Annotated in this window: 17 protein-coding genes; 3 read left to right on the top strand and 14 right to left on the bottom strand. The window is 60.3% G+C overall.

The genetic code is table 11. The annotated features are described in order from the left end of the window. Positions 1-224 precede the first annotated feature (224 nt). From ACVJNE_RS24025 to ACVJNE_RS24085, 13 genes are read right to left on the bottom strand one after another with little or no spacing between them, the layout of a single operon-like run. On the bottom strand, positions 225-2,210 hold the full coding sequence (locus ACVJNE_RS24025; RefSeq protein WP_499569245.1) for a type IV secretory system conjugative DNA transfer family protein: 1,986 nt from the start codon (positions 2,208-2,210) through the stop codon (positions 225-227). After that, a complete protein-coding gene (gene virB11 / locus ACVJNE_RS24030) occupies positions 2,207-3,238 on the bottom strand; it encodes a P-type DNA transfer ATPase VirB11 (protein ID WP_499569246.1) in 1,032 nt (343 codons plus the stop codon). The genes ACVJNE_RS24025 and virB11 overlap by 4 nt, the downstream gene beginning before the upstream one ends. Next, complete coding sequence (gene virB10, locus ACVJNE_RS24035) at positions 3,219-4,442, bottom strand: type IV secretion system protein VirB10 (protein ID WP_499569247.1); 1,224 nt, start codon at positions 4,440-4,442, stop codon at positions 3,219-3,221. Before virB10 ends, virB11 begins: the two co-directional genes overlap by 20 nt. Further along, a complete protein-coding gene (gene virB9, locus ACVJNE_RS24040) occupies positions 4,439-5,251 on the bottom strand; it encodes a P-type conjugative transfer protein VirB9 (RefSeq protein WP_499569248.1) in 813 nt (270 codons plus the stop codon). The genes virB10 and virB9 overlap by 4 nt, the downstream gene beginning before the upstream one ends. Further along, complete coding sequence (locus ACVJNE_RS24045; protein ID WP_499569249.1) at positions 5,248-5,943, bottom strand: VirB8 family type IV secretion system protein; 696 nt, start codon at positions 5,941-5,943, stop codon at positions 5,248-5,250. The genes virB9 and ACVJNE_RS24045 overlap by 4 nt, the downstream gene beginning before the upstream one ends. A 44-nt stretch (positions 5,944-5,987) precedes the next feature. Next, complete coding sequence (locus tag ACVJNE_RS24050) at positions 5,988-6,998, bottom strand: TrbL/VirB6 family protein (protein ID WP_368804745.1); 1,011 nt, start codon at positions 6,996-6,998, stop codon at positions 5,988-5,990. A 9-nt stretch (positions 6,999-7,007) separates the two neighbouring features. Next, positions 7,008-7,226 carry a hypothetical protein gene (locus ACVJNE_RS24055; RefSeq protein ID WP_499569258.1) on the bottom strand — a complete coding sequence of 73 codons (219 nt, stop codon included), beginning with the start codon at positions 7,224-7,226 and terminating at the stop codon, positions 7,008-7,010. Next, positions 7,226-7,924: a type IV secretion system protein gene (locus tag ACVJNE_RS24060; RefSeq protein ID WP_499569250.1), complete on the bottom strand. Its 699-nt coding sequence runs from the start codon at positions 7,922-7,924 to the stop codon at positions 7,226-7,228. The genes ACVJNE_RS24055 and ACVJNE_RS24060 overlap by 1 nt, the downstream gene beginning before the upstream one ends. 15 nt (positions 7,925-7,939) lie before the next feature. After that, positions 7,940-9,016, bottom strand: a complete 1,077-nt coding sequence (locus ACVJNE_RS24065; protein ID WP_499569251.1) for a lytic transglycosylase domain-containing protein — start codon at positions 9,014-9,016, stop codon at positions 7,940-7,942. After that, the gene (locus tag ACVJNE_RS24070) at positions 9,013-11,427 is read right to left on the bottom strand and encodes a VirB4 family type IV secretion/conjugal transfer ATPase (protein WP_499569252.1); all 2,415 of its coding nucleotides are present in this window, start codon (positions 11,425-11,427) and stop codon (positions 9,013-9,015) included. Before ACVJNE_RS24070 ends, ACVJNE_RS24065 begins: the two co-directional genes overlap by 4 nt. 2 nt (positions 11,428-11,429) lie before the next feature. Continuing rightward, positions 11,430-11,729, bottom strand: a complete 300-nt coding sequence (locus ACVJNE_RS24075; protein WP_368804749.1) for a VirB3 family type IV secretion system protein — start codon at positions 11,727-11,729, stop codon at positions 11,430-11,432. Between the two features lie 2 nt (positions 11,730-11,731). Further along, complete coding sequence (locus ACVJNE_RS24080) at positions 11,732-12,028, bottom strand: TrbC/VirB2 family type IV secretion system protein (protein WP_368804794.1); 297 nt, start codon at positions 12,026-12,028, stop codon at positions 11,732-11,734. 51 nt (positions 12,029-12,079) lie between these two features. Further along, complete coding sequence (locus ACVJNE_RS24085; RefSeq protein ID WP_499569253.1) at positions 12,080-12,958, bottom strand: lytic transglycosylase domain-containing protein; 879 nt, start codon at positions 12,956-12,958, stop codon at positions 12,080-12,082. A 142-nt stretch (positions 12,959-13,100) separates the two neighbouring features. On the opposite strand from ACVJNE_RS24085, the gene ACVJNE_RS24090 reads away from it, so the two are divergent. Further along, entirely contained in the window at positions 13,101-13,703 is a 603-nt protein-coding gene (locus ACVJNE_RS24090) for a hypothetical protein (RefSeq protein ID WP_499569254.1), read from the top strand. Between the two features lie 77 nt (positions 13,704-13,780). Next, entirely contained in the window at positions 13,781-14,449 is a 669-nt protein-coding gene (locus tag ACVJNE_RS24095) for a thermonuclease family protein (protein ID WP_499569255.1), read from the top strand. A 698-nt stretch (positions 14,450-15,147) separates the two neighbouring features. On the opposite strand, the gene ACVJNE_RS24100 is transcribed toward ACVJNE_RS24095, so the two are convergent. Next, positions 15,148-15,870 (bottom strand): Crp/Fnr family transcriptional regulator, encoded by a 723-nt coding sequence (locus tag ACVJNE_RS24100; RefSeq protein WP_499569256.1) that lies wholly within the window; start codon positions 15,868-15,870, stop codon positions 15,148-15,150. A gap of 174 nt (positions 15,871-16,044) precedes the next feature. Between ACVJNE_RS24100 and ACVJNE_RS24105 the strand changes: the two genes are divergently transcribed. Then, a complete protein-coding gene (locus ACVJNE_RS24105) occupies positions 16,045-16,335 on the top strand; it encodes a hypothetical protein (RefSeq protein WP_499569257.1) in 291 nt (96 codons plus the stop codon). The last annotated feature ends 100 nt before the right edge of the window (positions 16,336-16,435 follow it).

Raw genomic sequence — 16,435 nt, forward strand, 5'->3', positions numbered from 1 at the left:
ATCGATTTGGGAGTACGTGCGTTTCATGGGTGGTTCCTTGCATGCGATAAGCCATTGGTATCGCTACAAAGTCGCACTTCGAATTAGAACCCACCACACCACAAACAAAAGTCGCATAAGCTTCATTATGGAACTGACGCTGATATGGAAAGGCGGGGGGAGATTGTATGAGCCATAACCCGTCTGGCCTCAATCTCGAGCTACGCTCAAGTTCACGACGTGGGTCAGCTGGTCCCTATCCCGTCAGCCACCTCATCCGGAATGGTCTCGTCAAAGATCTTCGACCATCCACAATCGCTGGATGACTTTGAGCGTGCCGTCACCAGCGTTCTCAACCTGCGTGCTGCCGGGACGAAGCGCCTCTCGATGGCTTTGAGGTGCTCTCTGTGTTCGCCGGCTTGATGGGTGCCAACGCGTAACGGAAGCTCTGATGAGCCATTTTTCAGGACCTCACCGCTGTGCATTTGCGGGGTGGATGCCGGCCGGCTAGCTTTTCGGTCAATGGGACGCATTTCTTCCCCGACGTATCCGGTCGTGATCGCGGGGATCGGGCGCGTCGGCATGAACTCTGTCGCTGGCACAAACGGCACGTTGGCGCGGGAAAACCGTTCCAAGGCCCTGAAGGGCGCGGTCCGAAAGAACCGTAATTTGTCCGCAAAGAGCGGCCCCTGTCCTTCTGCCAGAATGATCATCTTGTCTCCCGGCATCTGCCTGACCTCTTGCGCCATCATGAGATCGCGCTCGCGCAGTTGCTCGACTTTGGTGCGGCGGTGCAGACCCATCAGTTCGATCGTGCGGGATTCGGTTCTATAGCGCACGGTTCGCTTGCCCAGGCTTTTCGAGACCGCTTCCGCAGTCACCTGGTCATTGGCGCCGAGAACGAGCTGGTAACCGCAATTGCCTATCAGAGAGTGTCGTGAGGTTTCGCCGTAGATCTCATCGAGATTTTTGATGTCCTGGATTACGAAGGCCATCTTGATGTTATAGCCGGCGACATAGGGAAGCTTGGTCGTAATCTCCAACATCTTCTTGAGCTGGCGAAACTCGTCGAGCAGGAAAAAGACCGGCACCGATGGCTGACGATGCTCTAGCAAGAGCACGTCGAGGGTTTGCTGTACGAAGAGAGCGAGCAGAGGCCGCAGAAGCGTGATATCGGTGACGTTCGGCGCGAGGTAAATAGAGATCGGTCGATGCTTCAGCGCGCGCAGATCCATATCCGTTACGCCAGTTGCGGCGACCACGCGCTCATTGCGAAATGGTCTCAGTGCCTTCTGAATATCGAGGAGCGCCGACGCAGCGGCGCGCTCTGACAGGGCGATGTAGGCATTGAAGCTTTCTACGGTAAAGCGGGACAGGTTTGGCTCGCGCTTCTTGATGAGCGTCATCAGCGCCTGCAGATCGACGCCGCTGTTGAAGAAGGCTGTCACTTCGCCAAGATTGCGCCGGCCATCGTACCAGACACTCTCGCTGATGTAGCTGATGACACCGGCGATGACCTGCTGCGCTGTTGCCTGCCAAATCGAATTCTCTGACTCGGTCGCTTCCGGGACGAGAATGGCTGCCATGTTCTGGATGTCGGTGGTGCGGTCGCCGCGATCAGGACGGATGAAATCGAGCGGATTGTAGCGGTGCGTCCGCCTAGATCCGGGTGCGAACAGGAATACCTGGTTACCCCTCGACTTGCGGTAGCCTGCCGTGCTCGCGAAAATCTCGCCCTTGAGGTCGGAGACGATCAACGAGCCTTCGTGGCAGAGCGCGTTGGGAATGACATAACAAGCACCCTTCCCCGACCGGGTCGGCCCGATGATCAAATGGTGGCGATCATCATCGACGCGAAGGATTCTGCGACCGAAGCGGCCAAGGATTTTGCCTTTTCGGCGAAACCACCTGCCCTGCCGCAAGGACATTGCGGTCTGGAAGCGTGCATCCCCGAGCGGGTTCGACGTCGGGCGCAGACCGGTAACGGCGACGATACTGGCAACGAGAACAGCAGGAACAATCGCGCCGAGGGCAACCATGCGCAGACTGCCGCTGTCGCTATGCGCCATGAGCTGATGGAAAGGCGCTAGCGGATTGGTGGTGATGATTGTCCGCAAGATACGGCCGTCGCCGTAGAACAGCTGCAATCCGAGACCGTAGGCCAACACCCAGACTGCGATTGCGACTGCCATGCAGAAGCCGAGATAGATGAAGCGTAGCGAGCCGGTCATGGCGCCTCCGCTCTTGCGCGTGCGAAAAAGATCCCCGAGACGCCCCGCCGGCCCCCATCCCTGCGTAGCTGAAGGACGATCGGGATGACACTTTGAATGTATGAGATCAAATCGGCCTTCGGATAGGCCGCCGACAGGCCGGACTGCATCACCATCATGGCGAGCTGCTCATAGGCGCCGAGCGGTGTGTCGGCATGAACTGTGGACATTGAGCCCGGGTGGCCAGTGTTGATCGCGCGCAGAAAAGCAAAGGCTTCCGAGCCTCTGACCTCGCCGACGAATAGCCGATCGGGCCGCATACGCAACGAGGCCTCAAGCAAGGACTGGATCGTCACGCTGGCTGTCCCCTGGTCGCCGCGCGACGCAAGCAGATGGACGGCGTTCTTCTGCGGCGGGAAGAGCTCACGCGTGTCCTCCAGCGTGATGATGCGTTCATGCTTATCCACGGATTTGAGGCAGGCATTCAAAAAGGTCGTCTTTCCGCTGGATGTGCCGCCGCTGATCAGGATCGACACGCGATTGACGATTGCCGTGCGAATGAAACCATAGATGTTTCTGACCGAGAGATGATCGATCAAGGTCTGCTCGATCTCGCTCAGGCCACCCAGCGCGACCGCCACCTCATCCAACGACCCCTGATCGCGATAGTCCTCCAGAGTGAAGTCGCCAACGACCTGTTTGCGGATGGACAGCGTGCCGCCATCGGGCGCTGCGGGAGGCAGAACGACCTGGATACGCTCACCGGTCGGGAGGGCCGCACTCAGCATCGGGCTCGCGGGGCTGATGAACTGGTTGGTGCTGGCCGCGACACGCTCTCCGATATTCACGATCTCACCTGCCGTGAGCTCGGGAACCGCATGAAACTCCATGTGGGCTGAGCCGAGCCGCTCGACATAGACCTGGCCCGGTCGATTGACCGAGACTTCGACGACAGCGCGATCGTCGAGAAATCGCTTCAGCGGAGCAAGCGCTCGATCGAGAAAATAGTGCCGGTTGTCCGCGGTAAGCTCAGGGAAGGCCGCGTTCACGATGGATCTCTCTCAATGCCTCGGTGACGGGGTCTTCGTACTGCGCGGAGAAATCGAGATCCTGCCGGACGAAGACGAAGATACGTTCACCCTGGTTCACGCCGATGGTCGGTGGGATGCGCAGGGAATCATTCAATGCCTCATTGGCCATATCGGTGAATGTCTGAGCCAGTGTCTCCCGGGCGCGTTCCTCCGCATTCTGCGCGTCGTCGCCGGCTCCACCGTCAGCCTCGCTGCCGTAGCCCGTCAGGTAACTGGCGCCGGTGCCAACGATGGACAACAAGATGGCTGCGCCAAATCGCTCGCGAAATTTCTTGTCGACGCGTCCGGGCAAACCGGCCCGCCCCAGGCTGTCGGCGCCGATCGAGTTCAGGCGGACCGAGATGCCGTCATTGCGAAGCATGCGCGTCCAAACGACGAATATTCGTGTTTGGCCGCGCATGATCTCGGATTGGTATTCCCCGATCAGCCGCGTGCCGGTCGGAATCAGCACCCTGCGGCCATCAAAGGAATAGACATCCTGCGAAACGATCGCTCTTACCTGCCCTGGCAGGTCGCTGATAATCGCTGTTTCCAAGATGCCGGGGATCAGCGTTCCCTCAGGAACCAGCGCGTCGATCCGCTCGATCTTCCTCGCCTTGGCGCCGCGGTCGCCAAGTCCGACGGCGGCAGAAAGGAACTTGCTGCTGCGATCCTCGCCAGCGACAGTGAGCCCCTCACCTTCTCCAGCTGTGAAAGTCCCGCCGCCACTAGAGGCGGAACGATCAATCACCACCAGGTCCGACTGAAAGCGTGAAGGAAACTCTTCCGCAGCCACTTCTGCCGTTTCAGGGGGCGTAGGCAACGCATCGGGCGCAGGCGGCGGCGGAACATCAAACCGCGTCGTGTCGACGTCTTCCGTCGAAGGCGGCGGCGGAGGTGGTGGAACCCGGACAATCTCCGGCGCCGCAAGTTCCGGGTCAGGCTCGTCATCGCCCTCGCGGACGAAGGACGGGGGCCGGAATGTCGTCGTCTTGAACTCCTCGTCCCCTTCCAGCATATCCCGCACCGGTGTCCGCTCTCTGGCGAGAACAAGATAAGCCGCCGCCAGGCCGATGAGGATCAGCATTGCACCGCCCGCCAGGTGCTTGCCGCGCACGGAACTGCCCGCGACGACCGGATCGTCATTGCTGGCCAACGCTTCGAGTTCGGGTGAGCGCTTCATCCGTTGCCGCTCCTGCGCCGTCGTGTCGCCGTGCCATCCTCGACCGGTCCTAGGACGGCAGGGTCCGGCGCACCAAAATCCGGCACCGTGAGATTGAAGATGCAGATCCACTGGTCGCCGTCGCGCAGGGTGAATTGCGTGGCAGTGCCATCGACGACGATGTAGTCCCCTTCCCTTCGAAAATTCCGCAGTGTTTCGGAAAAATCGGAGTTCACCGCGAAGATCGCAGGCACTCTTGCGCTAAACTTAAAGAAGGTCTTTTTGCCGTCGTCGAAGACCATCAGCGGCTTCAGCCGCGCATCGCCGGAAAACGAGTAGTCGATGTTGACCTTGGCCTTGTCGATGCGGGAGATGTTGGGCCATGCGGCGCGCTGCTCGGCCTCCCGCCGCAGCGCGGCGTTCAGCTCCTTCTCAGGATAGTGAAAGCGGATTCCGAAAACCTTGCGGTCGGCGTCCGGCGCGAAGTCATGCAGCTCAAGGTAATAGATACGCTTGTCGGTCACGACATTCATGTTGGTAGCAACATCCTTGGCAATCGGCTTGACGAAGAGAATGTTGCCCTTCTCTGCGGGCACAACCTGCCAGCTTTCCGTGTCGCCGAGCGAGATGGTCTCGAACTTTTCTTCCTCGTCGAAGATGATCATGGTCGAGATGCCGTAGGTGGCGTGCACCTGGACGACGTTGTTTTCCTGATAGGTGACGCTGGTCACGCGGGCGTCGAGCTTGCCACCCTTGGGCATCTGTGCGCCCGATGCGGGAAGGCACAGGCTCATCAGCGCGAGCGCGGTTGCGAACGAACGGCGCCTCATCGGGCATCCTCGGGGGTCACTGTCTCCTGCTCGCGGCGGTAAGCGTAGACCTGGAAGCCGAGCGGATTTTCGAAGCGCCAATCGTTGCGCATTGGCGTATCGGTGTAGCGGAAGCGGACGACCGAAATCCAATGGCGGACGATCGATTCCGTGTCGCTGCGTTCGTTGGTCGAGAATCTGACGATCGCCGTGCTGGCGTTCGGGAAGGTCACCGATTTGATATCGACCAGCACCCGCTTCAGCCGCCCATAGACCTTGGCGGGGTTTTTGGCGTTTGCTGCGCTGTAGAGCGCCTGCAACTCGCGTGCCGCCTCGTCTGTGGAGAGCAGCGCCGCGATCCCGAAATTCTCCTTGATGGCGTACGGGTCGTAGCCTTCCCGCGCTCGGATGTACCGCACGACATTGGCCTGTGTAACAGCCTGCTGTTCGGTCAAATTGGCCGGCCGTGTCAGCCCTGACTTGACCTCGATATAGCCCGTTGTTTGGTCGACGGTGACGATGTAGGGCTCGAAGTCCTTCAAGGGCAGCATCAGCACGACCGCAACAAGGCTGAGCAAGGCAATTCCGGCAAAGACGATCGAGAACAACCACGCAACGCGCGCCGAACGTTTTGCGCGCTTGAATATCTCCTGCTCCCAGACGTCTCCCTGTTGGAAATAGGAGCGCAGCGCGATCTCGGGTTTTTCAGCCATCCCTGTTCAATCCCTGCCGTTCACGGTCAAGCCTCGACTGGCCGTCATGTTTGTGGTGGGGTGCCGTTGGATGCGATCGCGCGCTGCATGGAGGCGCCCGCGCCGTTCGGAGGCGGCGTATGCAGTCGGGCCTGGACGCGATGCAACGCAGTCTGCGTCTGGCGGCCGGACTGCCCGATTGCCTCGCGGCTCAGGTAGACGCCGCGGTAGGCGTGACGGCGAGACTCATGACCAATCGCAGTAGCAAACGCTCCGACAATTCCCTGCGCAAGCGTCTGGACCTGGAACAGGACAAATGCGCCGGCGACGCACAACAATATGAAGGCTGCGAAGTCGCTGAGCTTCAGTTCCCGATTGCCTGAGATAGCGTCGATCGCCGTGAGTTCCGGCTCCATCGCGGCGATCAGAAAGGCGGCGATGACATAAACGAACAGCGGGATGATCGCGTAGAGCAGCGATTGGTTCAGCCAACCAATGGCGTAGTTGCGTGTTGCATCGAAAAAGAAGCACGAAATGAATATCGGCGCAGTGCCCATCAACACCCAAAGGATCACTTTCGCCAGCACGAGAATGCCGAGGGCAATTGCAACGAAGACGCCGGCAAACACCATGATGATCATGCCGACCAGAGCCGGGAGTACCGACAGATAGCCGGCCTGCTCGGCAAAGGCCGCGGCCGCGACATTGGCCGTCTTCCATATCTGGGAAAGCCCATGGGTGGGCTCGGTGACGCCGGTGCCGGAGGCAAACAGAATAGCTCGACCCGCCGCCTCAGGGACCTCAGTCAACCACTCATAAAGGAGGGCGTTGAAATTCGACCAGGTGCCGACCAGCACCAGGATGACGAAGCCGCGTACCAACCTGCCGATGATTTCGGCAACGCTGAGACGCGACGTTCCAAGAAAGAGCCTAACGCCATAGAACAGGACGACGAGAATGAACAAAAGGCGAAGGAGCGGCTCCAGGTCCTGGCTCAGTGCCTCATAGGCGCGCTGTGAAAAGTTCTGTCCCGACGCGTCGATGCGATCCAGCAATTGGCCAATGAAGTCTTCCACCGCCCTGCCCTATTCGTCGTCCGCCGGCGACAGTTCCCGGATCGCCGCCAACGCGGCGGCCCGGTCGTTGTTGAGCGAGTGCATGGCCCCGCATTCACCTACCGGCGCGTAGCTCGCAAGGTTCGCAGGCCTCTTGCACGGCGCGGTCTTTTCGCGCGGCGTGCCGCATCCACTGGTGACGATGGCCACAAAGAGCATTGCAGCGGTCAAGATCCATCCACGGCCCATCATTCGTAGCGCAATGCCTTGCGGGTGTTCGACATGTCGGTGAGCTTGCGCTGGTTCTCGGCATGCAGGGACTGCACCCCTGCATTGAGGACGCCGATCATCTCATTGAGAGTGAGCCCGGTCTGAACCTGAAGTTGGGTGTTCTGGTCGATTGAGCCTTTGATGTCCTCAGCCTTGCCGATCTCGCCGCCCGCAGTTTCGAGCGCGGAGCGACGCGCCTCGACCGCCTGCTGGGATCCGTTGATCAGCGCCGACACGCCTATCACCGTCTTCATGAGTTCTTCGTAGGACTTGTCGCTGGAAAGCGAACTGTCCTCCTTGCCGGACAGCGAACGCACAAGCTGGAGGCCGTTGATGAAGAGCGTGGCGGCTTCTACGATCTTGGGATCGAGCGACCCGAAATCGGCAGTCCCGCCTTTCAGGAGGTCGTTGAAGGACGGCATCGACGACACGCTGAAACCGTTGCCGATGGCAATGTCCTTTAGCGGACCGGCATCACTGCCGCGCTCCCCGGTCACTGCCTTGAGCGTGTCCTCGACTGTTGTGAGGATCTCCTTGTTGGTGTCGAGGATGTTTGCCGTCTTTTCGGCGGTGTCACGCGCGACGGCATAGTTGGTCTTGTCGATGACCGGAATGTCGGCTGCAGCCGGCGAACAGGCCGTGCCGATCAGCGTCAGAATAGCCAGTGCTCGGTTCACGTTGATCTCCCTCAATCAGTGCGTTTCGAGAAGCAGTTCGGCCTGCGCGTCGATACGCAGTACACAAGCCGTGGCAGCGTCATCCCATTCGAAGCCTTGCCGCGCTTCGCATTGGCCGGCGACCGGTCGTTCATCGTCCTCTTCCTGGCCGAGGTAGGCGGTCGAGCGGTTCGCCCCCGACATGTCGCCGAGCGTGATCGCGTTGTTGGAATTGATGAGATCCGCGAATGTGGTTCCCAGCTGGATCAGCCGGTTCATCAGTTCGACATTGGCACCGCGCGCTCCGGAGTTGTGGTCCCAGCTGTCCTGAATCGTGCCGGTTCCCATCGCTCCCAACTGGTGCAGCCAGGACAAAACGTCGTTGGATCCATCGGCGACCGCTGCAGTCAGGCCCATTGCGTTGATCGTGCTGGCGCGGGCGCTTTCATAATCGCTGCCGCCGCCGTAATTCAGCGGAATGCCTGATTTGTCGGAGCCGCCGAAGGCCGGTAGCCACTTTTGCGTGATGCTCGCCACATAACCTCGCGTTTCCTTGAACGGGGGAATGCCGCCATATTTGCTCACATTGCCGTGGCCGGCATTGTAGGCTGCGAGCGCCAGCAGGACATTGCCGTCGTAGCGGCGCAGCTGTTGCTTGAAGTAGCGCGCGCCACCGCGAAGGTTCTGTTGGATATTGTGCGGATCGACGCCAAGATCCACGGCCGTGCCCGGCATCAGCTGGGCCAGTCCGATCGCGCCGGCGGATGAGTGAGCGCACGGATTGAATCGGCTTTCCTGATAGACGAGCGCCAGGAATTGGTTCTCGTTTATTCCCTCCTCGCGTGCGATCCTCCGAACCATTCCAACAATCGCCGGATTGGCATTCGCCGCGCCGATCGGATCGCCCTTGGGGCCATGCCGGTACATTGAGCACGTTACGCTCTGGTTGTTGACGTAACGGGCCTCGTCGACCTTTTCGATCTCGCCGGTCTTGCGGTCGCGATCGGCGCGTTCGTGGAGGCCCGTGCCGTCGAGGGTCGGAATATCTGCGAAGGCGGGCGACACGGCGATAGCCGGCAGGAGAGCCAAAGGAAGGATGTTCAGCCTGATCATGCCGCACGGCTCCATCCGCAGAATTCGGACAACCAGTTCGCTGGATCGTCGCCCAGGCGTTCGCGCAGTGCCGCGCACTGTTCGATCGTCTCCTTACGACCCGACATCACGCGTACCAGGTCCGGCATTGAGGATAGGTCGAGGCGGGCAATGACGGAGTCGTTGCCATGCTTGATCAGAAAGTTGCGCCGCTCTGGCGGCGTATTGCGGATGAACGAAAATTCCTTTGCAGTCAGGCCGAAGCGGCGGACGTAGTTTTCTTCATCGGCGCGCGGATTGGGAAAATGCAGGGTCGTCGCGGACTGCTCGATCAGTGTATGGGACTGCGGCGCACGGGCGATGTCGGCCGCGGACTGGGTGCCGAAACCGACGATCCCGTTGAGCTTGCGGATCGTCTTCATCTTGTCGACGATGTAACTGGAAAAGAGCGGGTCCTGTAGAAGCTTCCAGCCCTCGTCCATGAAGATCATGACCGGCTCGCCGGTGAGCAACTCATCCAGCCGGTGGTAGAGATACATCAGCGCCGGCGTACGCACTTCCCTATTGTCGAGAATGTGGGTCATATCGAAGCCGAAGATTCTGCGACCGGAAAACGACAGAACATCGCGCGGTGCGTTGAAGAGCCAGGCCTTCTCGCCCTCGCACCAAGGGCGTAAGCGTGACTGGAGATCGTTGGCGTCGGATCGCGCCCGACCCATCAGGAGACCGGACAGGTTGGCGAGCGTGCGCTGCTCGACCGGTTCCTGGCATATGCGGCCGATTGCTCTCTCAAGCGTGTCATCTTCTTCCTGGGAAAAGCCCCTGTCGTCAGACGGATCGAGCATGGCCTTGAGCAGGCGATGCAGGAATTCGCGGTTGGCGGCATTGTTTTCGAGTTGCAGCGGATTGAAGCCGGTTGCGACGCCTGGCTGCAGCACTTCGTAGGCGCCTCCGACGGCGCGCACGAAGATTTCGGCGCCACGATCCTTATCGAAAAAGACGGCCTTTGGTTCCGGCGAAATACGGAACGCCTGGGCGAGCAGGAATGTCAGCGCGACTGTCTTGCCGGACCCGGTCGGACCGGTCACCAGAAAATGGCCGATGTCACGCTGGTGGAAGTTGAACCAGTAGGGCGTCTGCGACGTCGTCTCCAGGATCGAGATCGGCAAGCCCCAGTGGACCCCGCTCCCCTGCCCCGTCGCGAAATTGTGCAGCGACGAGAACCCGGAGAAGTTTGCGCTCGACAACATGCAGGAACGCGCGATGTAGGCATGATTGCCTGGCAGCTGCGCCCAGAAGGACGCCTCCAGATTGAGGTCTTCTCGAAGCCAGTTGATGTTCATGTCGGTCAGGCAGGAGCCGAGCTCGGCTACAGCCTTGTCCAGCTCGGAGAGCTCGCGCGACAGGCAAAGCAGGCTGAAATGGTGATAGCCGAACACGGCCTCTTGGTTGAGCAAGCTGTTCAGCGCAAAGTCGATGTCGGTCTCGACGGTGCTGCCTGATTCATCTGAGGCATGGATTTGACGCTGCAAGCGAGAGATGCGCTCCTGGGCGATCGGCTTGTCGGCGAGCGTAAACGATTGTGTGCAGATGAACTCGTGGTTCCTCTGCAGAAGACCGTCGAGCATGCCGGGCCCGGAGAACGGGGGATATTCCTTGATCGAGAGCATTGCACCGAAACGGTTGTCGGCGTCCGTCGGCCCCTGGGCCTGCATCGTGCGCTTGGAAAAGTGCAGGCGCGATGTGCCGACATAATTGCGGATGCCCATGCGCGGCAGACGCATGTCGCGCGCGAGGCCGCAGGTCAGCAAGGTGTTAAAAAAGGCGCAAGGTTCGGAATACGGATCGCCGTTGCGATAGACGATGCCGAGCGGCCGGGCACCATATTTCTGCAGCTCTCGCGTGACGTTGCCAACGACCTCTTCGAGCTCGTTAATCTGCTCGTGCATACGCTGCTGTCGCACGTCGGCACCAGAGGACCGATCAAGAAGGCGGGAAAACATTTCGGCGGTCCCAAGCGCGCCGCGCATGCCGGAGCGAACGATCGTCAAATAGAGCTCGTTGGTGAACATGCGCTTGGCGTCCAGCGACGCCATGTAGCGCTCGTCAAGAAGCGCGCAGAACGGGTCGGAGAAGCTGCCGCCGATCGTCGGCTTGACTTCCTTGCGCACGACCGTCGACCAAAGCGCATAGCGGCTGGAGCCGAGCGCGCGGATCATCGTGTTCTGCACAACGGCGCGCATATTGAGCTCGGCCTGATCCTCCGTCTGGAAAAACAGTCCGTCCAGCCTGATCACGGATGCGATGGAGCCGCTTTCGAGCCCTATCACCGTATCGGCGACATGGCGGAGATACGGAATGTGGGACGATATCGGCCGATCGCGCCGGCTTTCTCGCCCGAACCCCAATTCCTCGGCAACGACGCTCAGCATGATCATGGTCCGAAAGAATTTGTGCGCCAGAACAGCCGGTTCCGCGTTCGCGGCGTTCGACGCCCAACCACCTGGGCAATGTCGAGGACGCGAATGTCGCTCGTGCAAAGCGCAAACAGCGCGAGGTAAATCAGCGGTGCGATCAGTACCGACCAGAAGCTCGAACTCACAAGGAAGGCGATCAGCGTGAAGCCGACGATGATGTAGAAGGCGTTCAGCGGGATGCCCCACATCATGGGTGGCCGGGTCAGGCCGATGATCAGCGGCGTCAGTTGAGGTTTCTCGTCGGCGAACTTGGCCATGGTCAGCTTCCAACCGCCGCGATCATCTCGTCGACAATCGCAGGTGCGCCGAAGACCAGACCGATGCCGAGCACGACCGCGCCGGCTGTGAACCAGGAGAGCCGCCCTGCGAAGGCGAGGAAGCCGAGCGCGATGACCGCGATGATCGCCAGCAGGCGTCCGAATGGTCCTGTGATGAAATCGACGATCATCTGCACGGCGGTCTCGAGCGGTGCGAAGGCGCTGGAGCTCTGCGCAAAGGCGGGTTCGGCCATGGCGAGGCTGGAGATCAGGATCGCGCTGATCGCCAGCGGGCGCATCACGACCCGGGTCGTCATCAAATTCGAAATTTCGTTCATGGTGACCTCCGGCTAGAAATGCATGACCCCGCCGACCCACTGTCGGCGCTCGCGCAATGTGATGACCCCGCTGGCATCCTCAGAACCGTGGCCCTCATTCGGTGAGGGCGGCAGCGCGTATGCGGTCGGGCTGCGGCCCGCAAGGCTCAATTTGGCATTGAGGACTTGGGCGACGAATTCGACGGTATCCGGCATTGGGGGAATGCCGCGATGCTCCCGCACGCGGCTCTCGCCAGCGTGGTAGGCGGCAGCGACAAGCAGCGGACTGTGAAACTCGTCAGTCAGTTGGCGCAGGTAGCGCACCCCGACATCGATGCTTTGCGCGGCGTCGCAGATGTCGGTGACGGCGAACCGCTCGGCGGTCTCAGGTCGGAGCCGCATCGGCCAGATCGCATCGGTTGCCGAGCTGTGCTGGCGCTCGAGCCGGCTCTCGGCGGTTACGACAGCGATGGCAAATCGGGGATCGACCTGATGTCGCTGTGCCGCCTCGATGACGAGACGGGCGATTTGTTCAGGCGACACCGGTGGATGATCGCACTGCAAATAGCTGTTAGCGCCACCACCAAAATAGTTGTGAAGATCCTCCGGGCCGGTCGCGCCGGTCGACGTCGCTTCCCTGGCACCCGCCGGCTCGCCTCTACGACCGACATGACCGCTTTCGCTCAGCACGTAGTCGTCCTGCTGCGTTGCCCAGCGCGCCTCGTCAACCGTGTCAGGCGACGGCAGCTCACGACCTTGCGATGCAACTGCGCCTGGCGGGACGAGGCCTGTCGAGGGTTCAACCAGAGCCTCGGCCGGCATTGCGTGAACCGAAGCAAGCGAAAGGCCACCTGTGATGATGGTCGCCGCTATAAGCGGCGCGGCGGAGAGTGATGATGGCTGCTTCGCCATGTTGCATCCCGGAACTGGACGTCGAATGCGGGAATCGATAGGCGAGTAAAAAAACAATGTCAATTTGATTGTGATTTTTTCTTGCAATCGCCAAAGAGGCGTTTCAATGTCGGGCACGATCAGACGTTGGAGCCGACTCTCAATGAGACGAACAGCCTGTTGCCTATTGGCGATTAGCGCGCTTCTGCCAGCCTATGCGGCCGAGCCTGTGGACGAGGCGTACATTCGTTCATTGGCGGCGCCCGGAAGGACGGTGCTGGTCATGGAATATTATGACGGTCATGGACAGGTGTCAGAGCGCGAAGGCTTTGCCTCCGCGTCGGGCTTCAAGGCCATCTCGGCAACCGCTTTTCGCGTCGACGCAAATTTGACCGTGCGCCTGTTCGGGATCGAGCCGTGTGAGGGCGACATGGTCAACCGGAAGGAGGAATTTGCGGGCACCTGCGACGACTACGCTCGACACGGGCTGGAAACCCTTCTGCAGTCACCGCGGGTCATATTCTGCAGGGCTTTTGTCAGCGAGAGCGGCGGGTCCGTACAGAATGTCACCTGCTATGGCTACTATCACTATCCAGGTAGCCTCGACACGATCGACATGTTCGAGGAAGAATTGGTCTCGCTCGGCAGCCACCGTATCGCCAAGCGCCCTGACGGGTCGCTGGCGCGCCCCGACCTTAAGGAGGCCGAGGCTATCGGTCGTCGCGGCTACGGCATGTGGGTGGACCCGAGGGTCGCTGCGCAATGAACGTCCCTCCCCCCTCTCCAGAGCATGGCAGGGCGGGAGTCCATGCCATGACGCGAGCCGTCGGCGTTAGGTCCGGCATGCTCGCGCTGCTGGTGATCGCCTTTACCGGTGCTTCCCATGCGGCTGATCTGTTGCAGGGCAGTCGAGAACCTTCGGTCGGGATCGGTTCAGTTCCCTACCGCGGCCATGTGACCGAAATCTCCGGCCGCGCAACAATCGTCGATGGGCACACTCTGTGGTTTCCGCAGAACGGCCAGGAGGTGCGCCTGGCCTCGATCGACACGTGTGAACTTGCCCAATGGTCCTACGATGCGCGCCGGCACGGCGAGAATGCGATCCTCAAGCCGGTGCCTTGCGGTCCGTTGGCGAAGGCGTGGTTGAAGCGGTCGGTTGGTCATGCTCGCGTGAGCTGCGTCGTGCAAGGCAACGATGGCGATGGCGTTCCTCGCGGCCGCTGCACCGTGAACGGCCGCGACCTCGCATTGGAGATGGTGCGGGTTGGCTGGGCCCGGGCGACCGCGCAGGCGCCCGCGCACTATCTGACATGGCAGGAGCACGCCATGTCGGCCCGGTACGGCATGTGGGCAACCTACGTGCTCGACATGGACGAGTGGCGCGCAAAGGTCGCCGACCGGACGCTGTCTCGCCAACCGATCGCCGATTTCAATCTGCTTGCCGAGCGCGGTCTCGAAATCTCCCCGCCGTTTGAGGATGCGCGAAGGCATCCCCGACGAACTGACCGTTAGCTGCTTAGTCGATCAAAGGAGACGGCACATGCACCGTGTCTGGCAGTTTTCCATCGCCGCCATTATGTCCACGGCCACGCTGAGTTCATTAACCGACCGTGCAGCAGCGAGCGAGTGGGGATGCGAGGTGCTTCTGTGTGCATCGTCTTCAGAGCCGTCATGGCGCAGCATTCCTGCCTGTCATCCACCAATGCACCGACTTATCTCGGCGATGAACAGTTGGCGGTTCTCCTGGCCCACCTGCCCCGAAGCCGGCACGGGTAAACCTGGCTATGAGGCGTATGACCACTGTCCGGCCGGTTGGAGCGCCGCATCCAGCTTCGAGAACCACGGCGGACGCCAGCAGAATATCTGCGTCCAGGTCCGAAACATCTGCGACTCACGATCTAGCGGTCGAGCTGGCTGTGAGCAAACCGTCACGATGCCACGCCCTTTGCGGCGGGATCCCTACTATTTCGACATCAGGCACGATGACGGCAATGTTACGCGGCATTGGTTTAGTCTGGCCCGGTAGCAGGCGGCACGAAAGCCGGTTGCTTCAGCCCTCCCAAGATATTGACGGTAAGGTGGTTTTTGGAGTTCGAACACCATCGTCGCGGTGGTATTCCAGAAGCGCGGCTGCCGATCGCTGCGAAGTAGCCAGAATCCTCGCATGAGCGGCAATTAACCGAAGCGCGGCATGTTTAGAGGTCCTTAGTCTACGCCACACGGCGCAGACGCCGATGTAGGTAGTTTTCGTCAAAGCCGGCAACCTGCATAAGCGCGATGGGATCCGTGATGGTCAGGCTGCCGCGTTGCAACGTCATTGAGCCGGTCTTCTTCAACTCCCTCAGGACGCGGTTCAAGTGCACCGAGGTCATTCCGAGTGAATCGGCCAACAGCGTCTGCGATAAGGGGAGAGCGAAATGCCCGTCTTTCGTGATGCCGATATTGCGGGCTCTCAGATAAAGCTCGCACATCAGATGCGCGACACGTTCGATGCTGCTGCGGCGGCCCATGCTCGTAATCCAGGCCCTCATCGTCCCCTCATCGACCAGCTGCGCAATATACATCGCCTTGGCTATTTCGGGGTGACGGTCCATGATCGTATCCATCAGTTGGCGGTCAATGGTAGCGACGACGGCATCCGTGATGGTCTGAATGCTGTGATCCATCTCGTGAAGAAGCCCGATGTGAAGGTCGCAGGAATCGCCCGGCATCAGATACGCAAGTATCTGTCGGGTTCCGTTCGGCAGGATTTTGTACCGGCACGCCCACCCGTTTAGGACGACAAAGACCGGGCCGGGCCGGTCACCCTCCCGTATCAGATCGGTACGAGGAGCAACGTGGCGCGGTCCAGTGGTTGCGCTGAGAAGCGCGGAGATGTCTTCCGCGCCAAGCCTTCCGAATCCCTGCAACTTCTCGACAAACCGATTACCCATGGGCGCACACTCCCACGAAGTGGTAACGTTTAATATTGTCCAAAGTTAATGTCGAAAGTTGATTTAGGTAATGGCGATCAGGGGATTGGCTCGCTATGTGTAGTGGATCGTCGGTCTCGATCGTGACTCCGGCGACTGAGAGATACAACGCTCTCGCCAACGCGAGCAAAAAGCATGACCTCAGACACTGTCAACGACAACAACGAGGCATCACCCTTCGCCGGCACCAAGGGCCCCGACGCCCACGGCCAGGCAGCGTTGCTGCTTGTCGAAAGCCTTATCCACGCCCTGATCGCGCGTTCGGTGATCAACGTTGAAGAAGCGATCGAAGTCGTAGACATAGCCGCTGACGTGAAGGAAGACATTGCTGAGGCACTGGGCGAACCTCCAGCCACGCTTCGGCAGTCACTAATGCTGCTTCAGAACATTGCAGGCAGTCTCAGGCTGGATCTCTTACGCGGCTAAGGGCTCTAAGAGTCCGTGCCGAAACTGCTCATGAGTGGCGTGCGATGCGTCTGACGAGGATCATGACGGCCGCGGCGTAGAGGAATGCGGTGGCGGATTC

This window comes from Mesorhizobium sp. DxT (genome assembly GCF_058448885.1).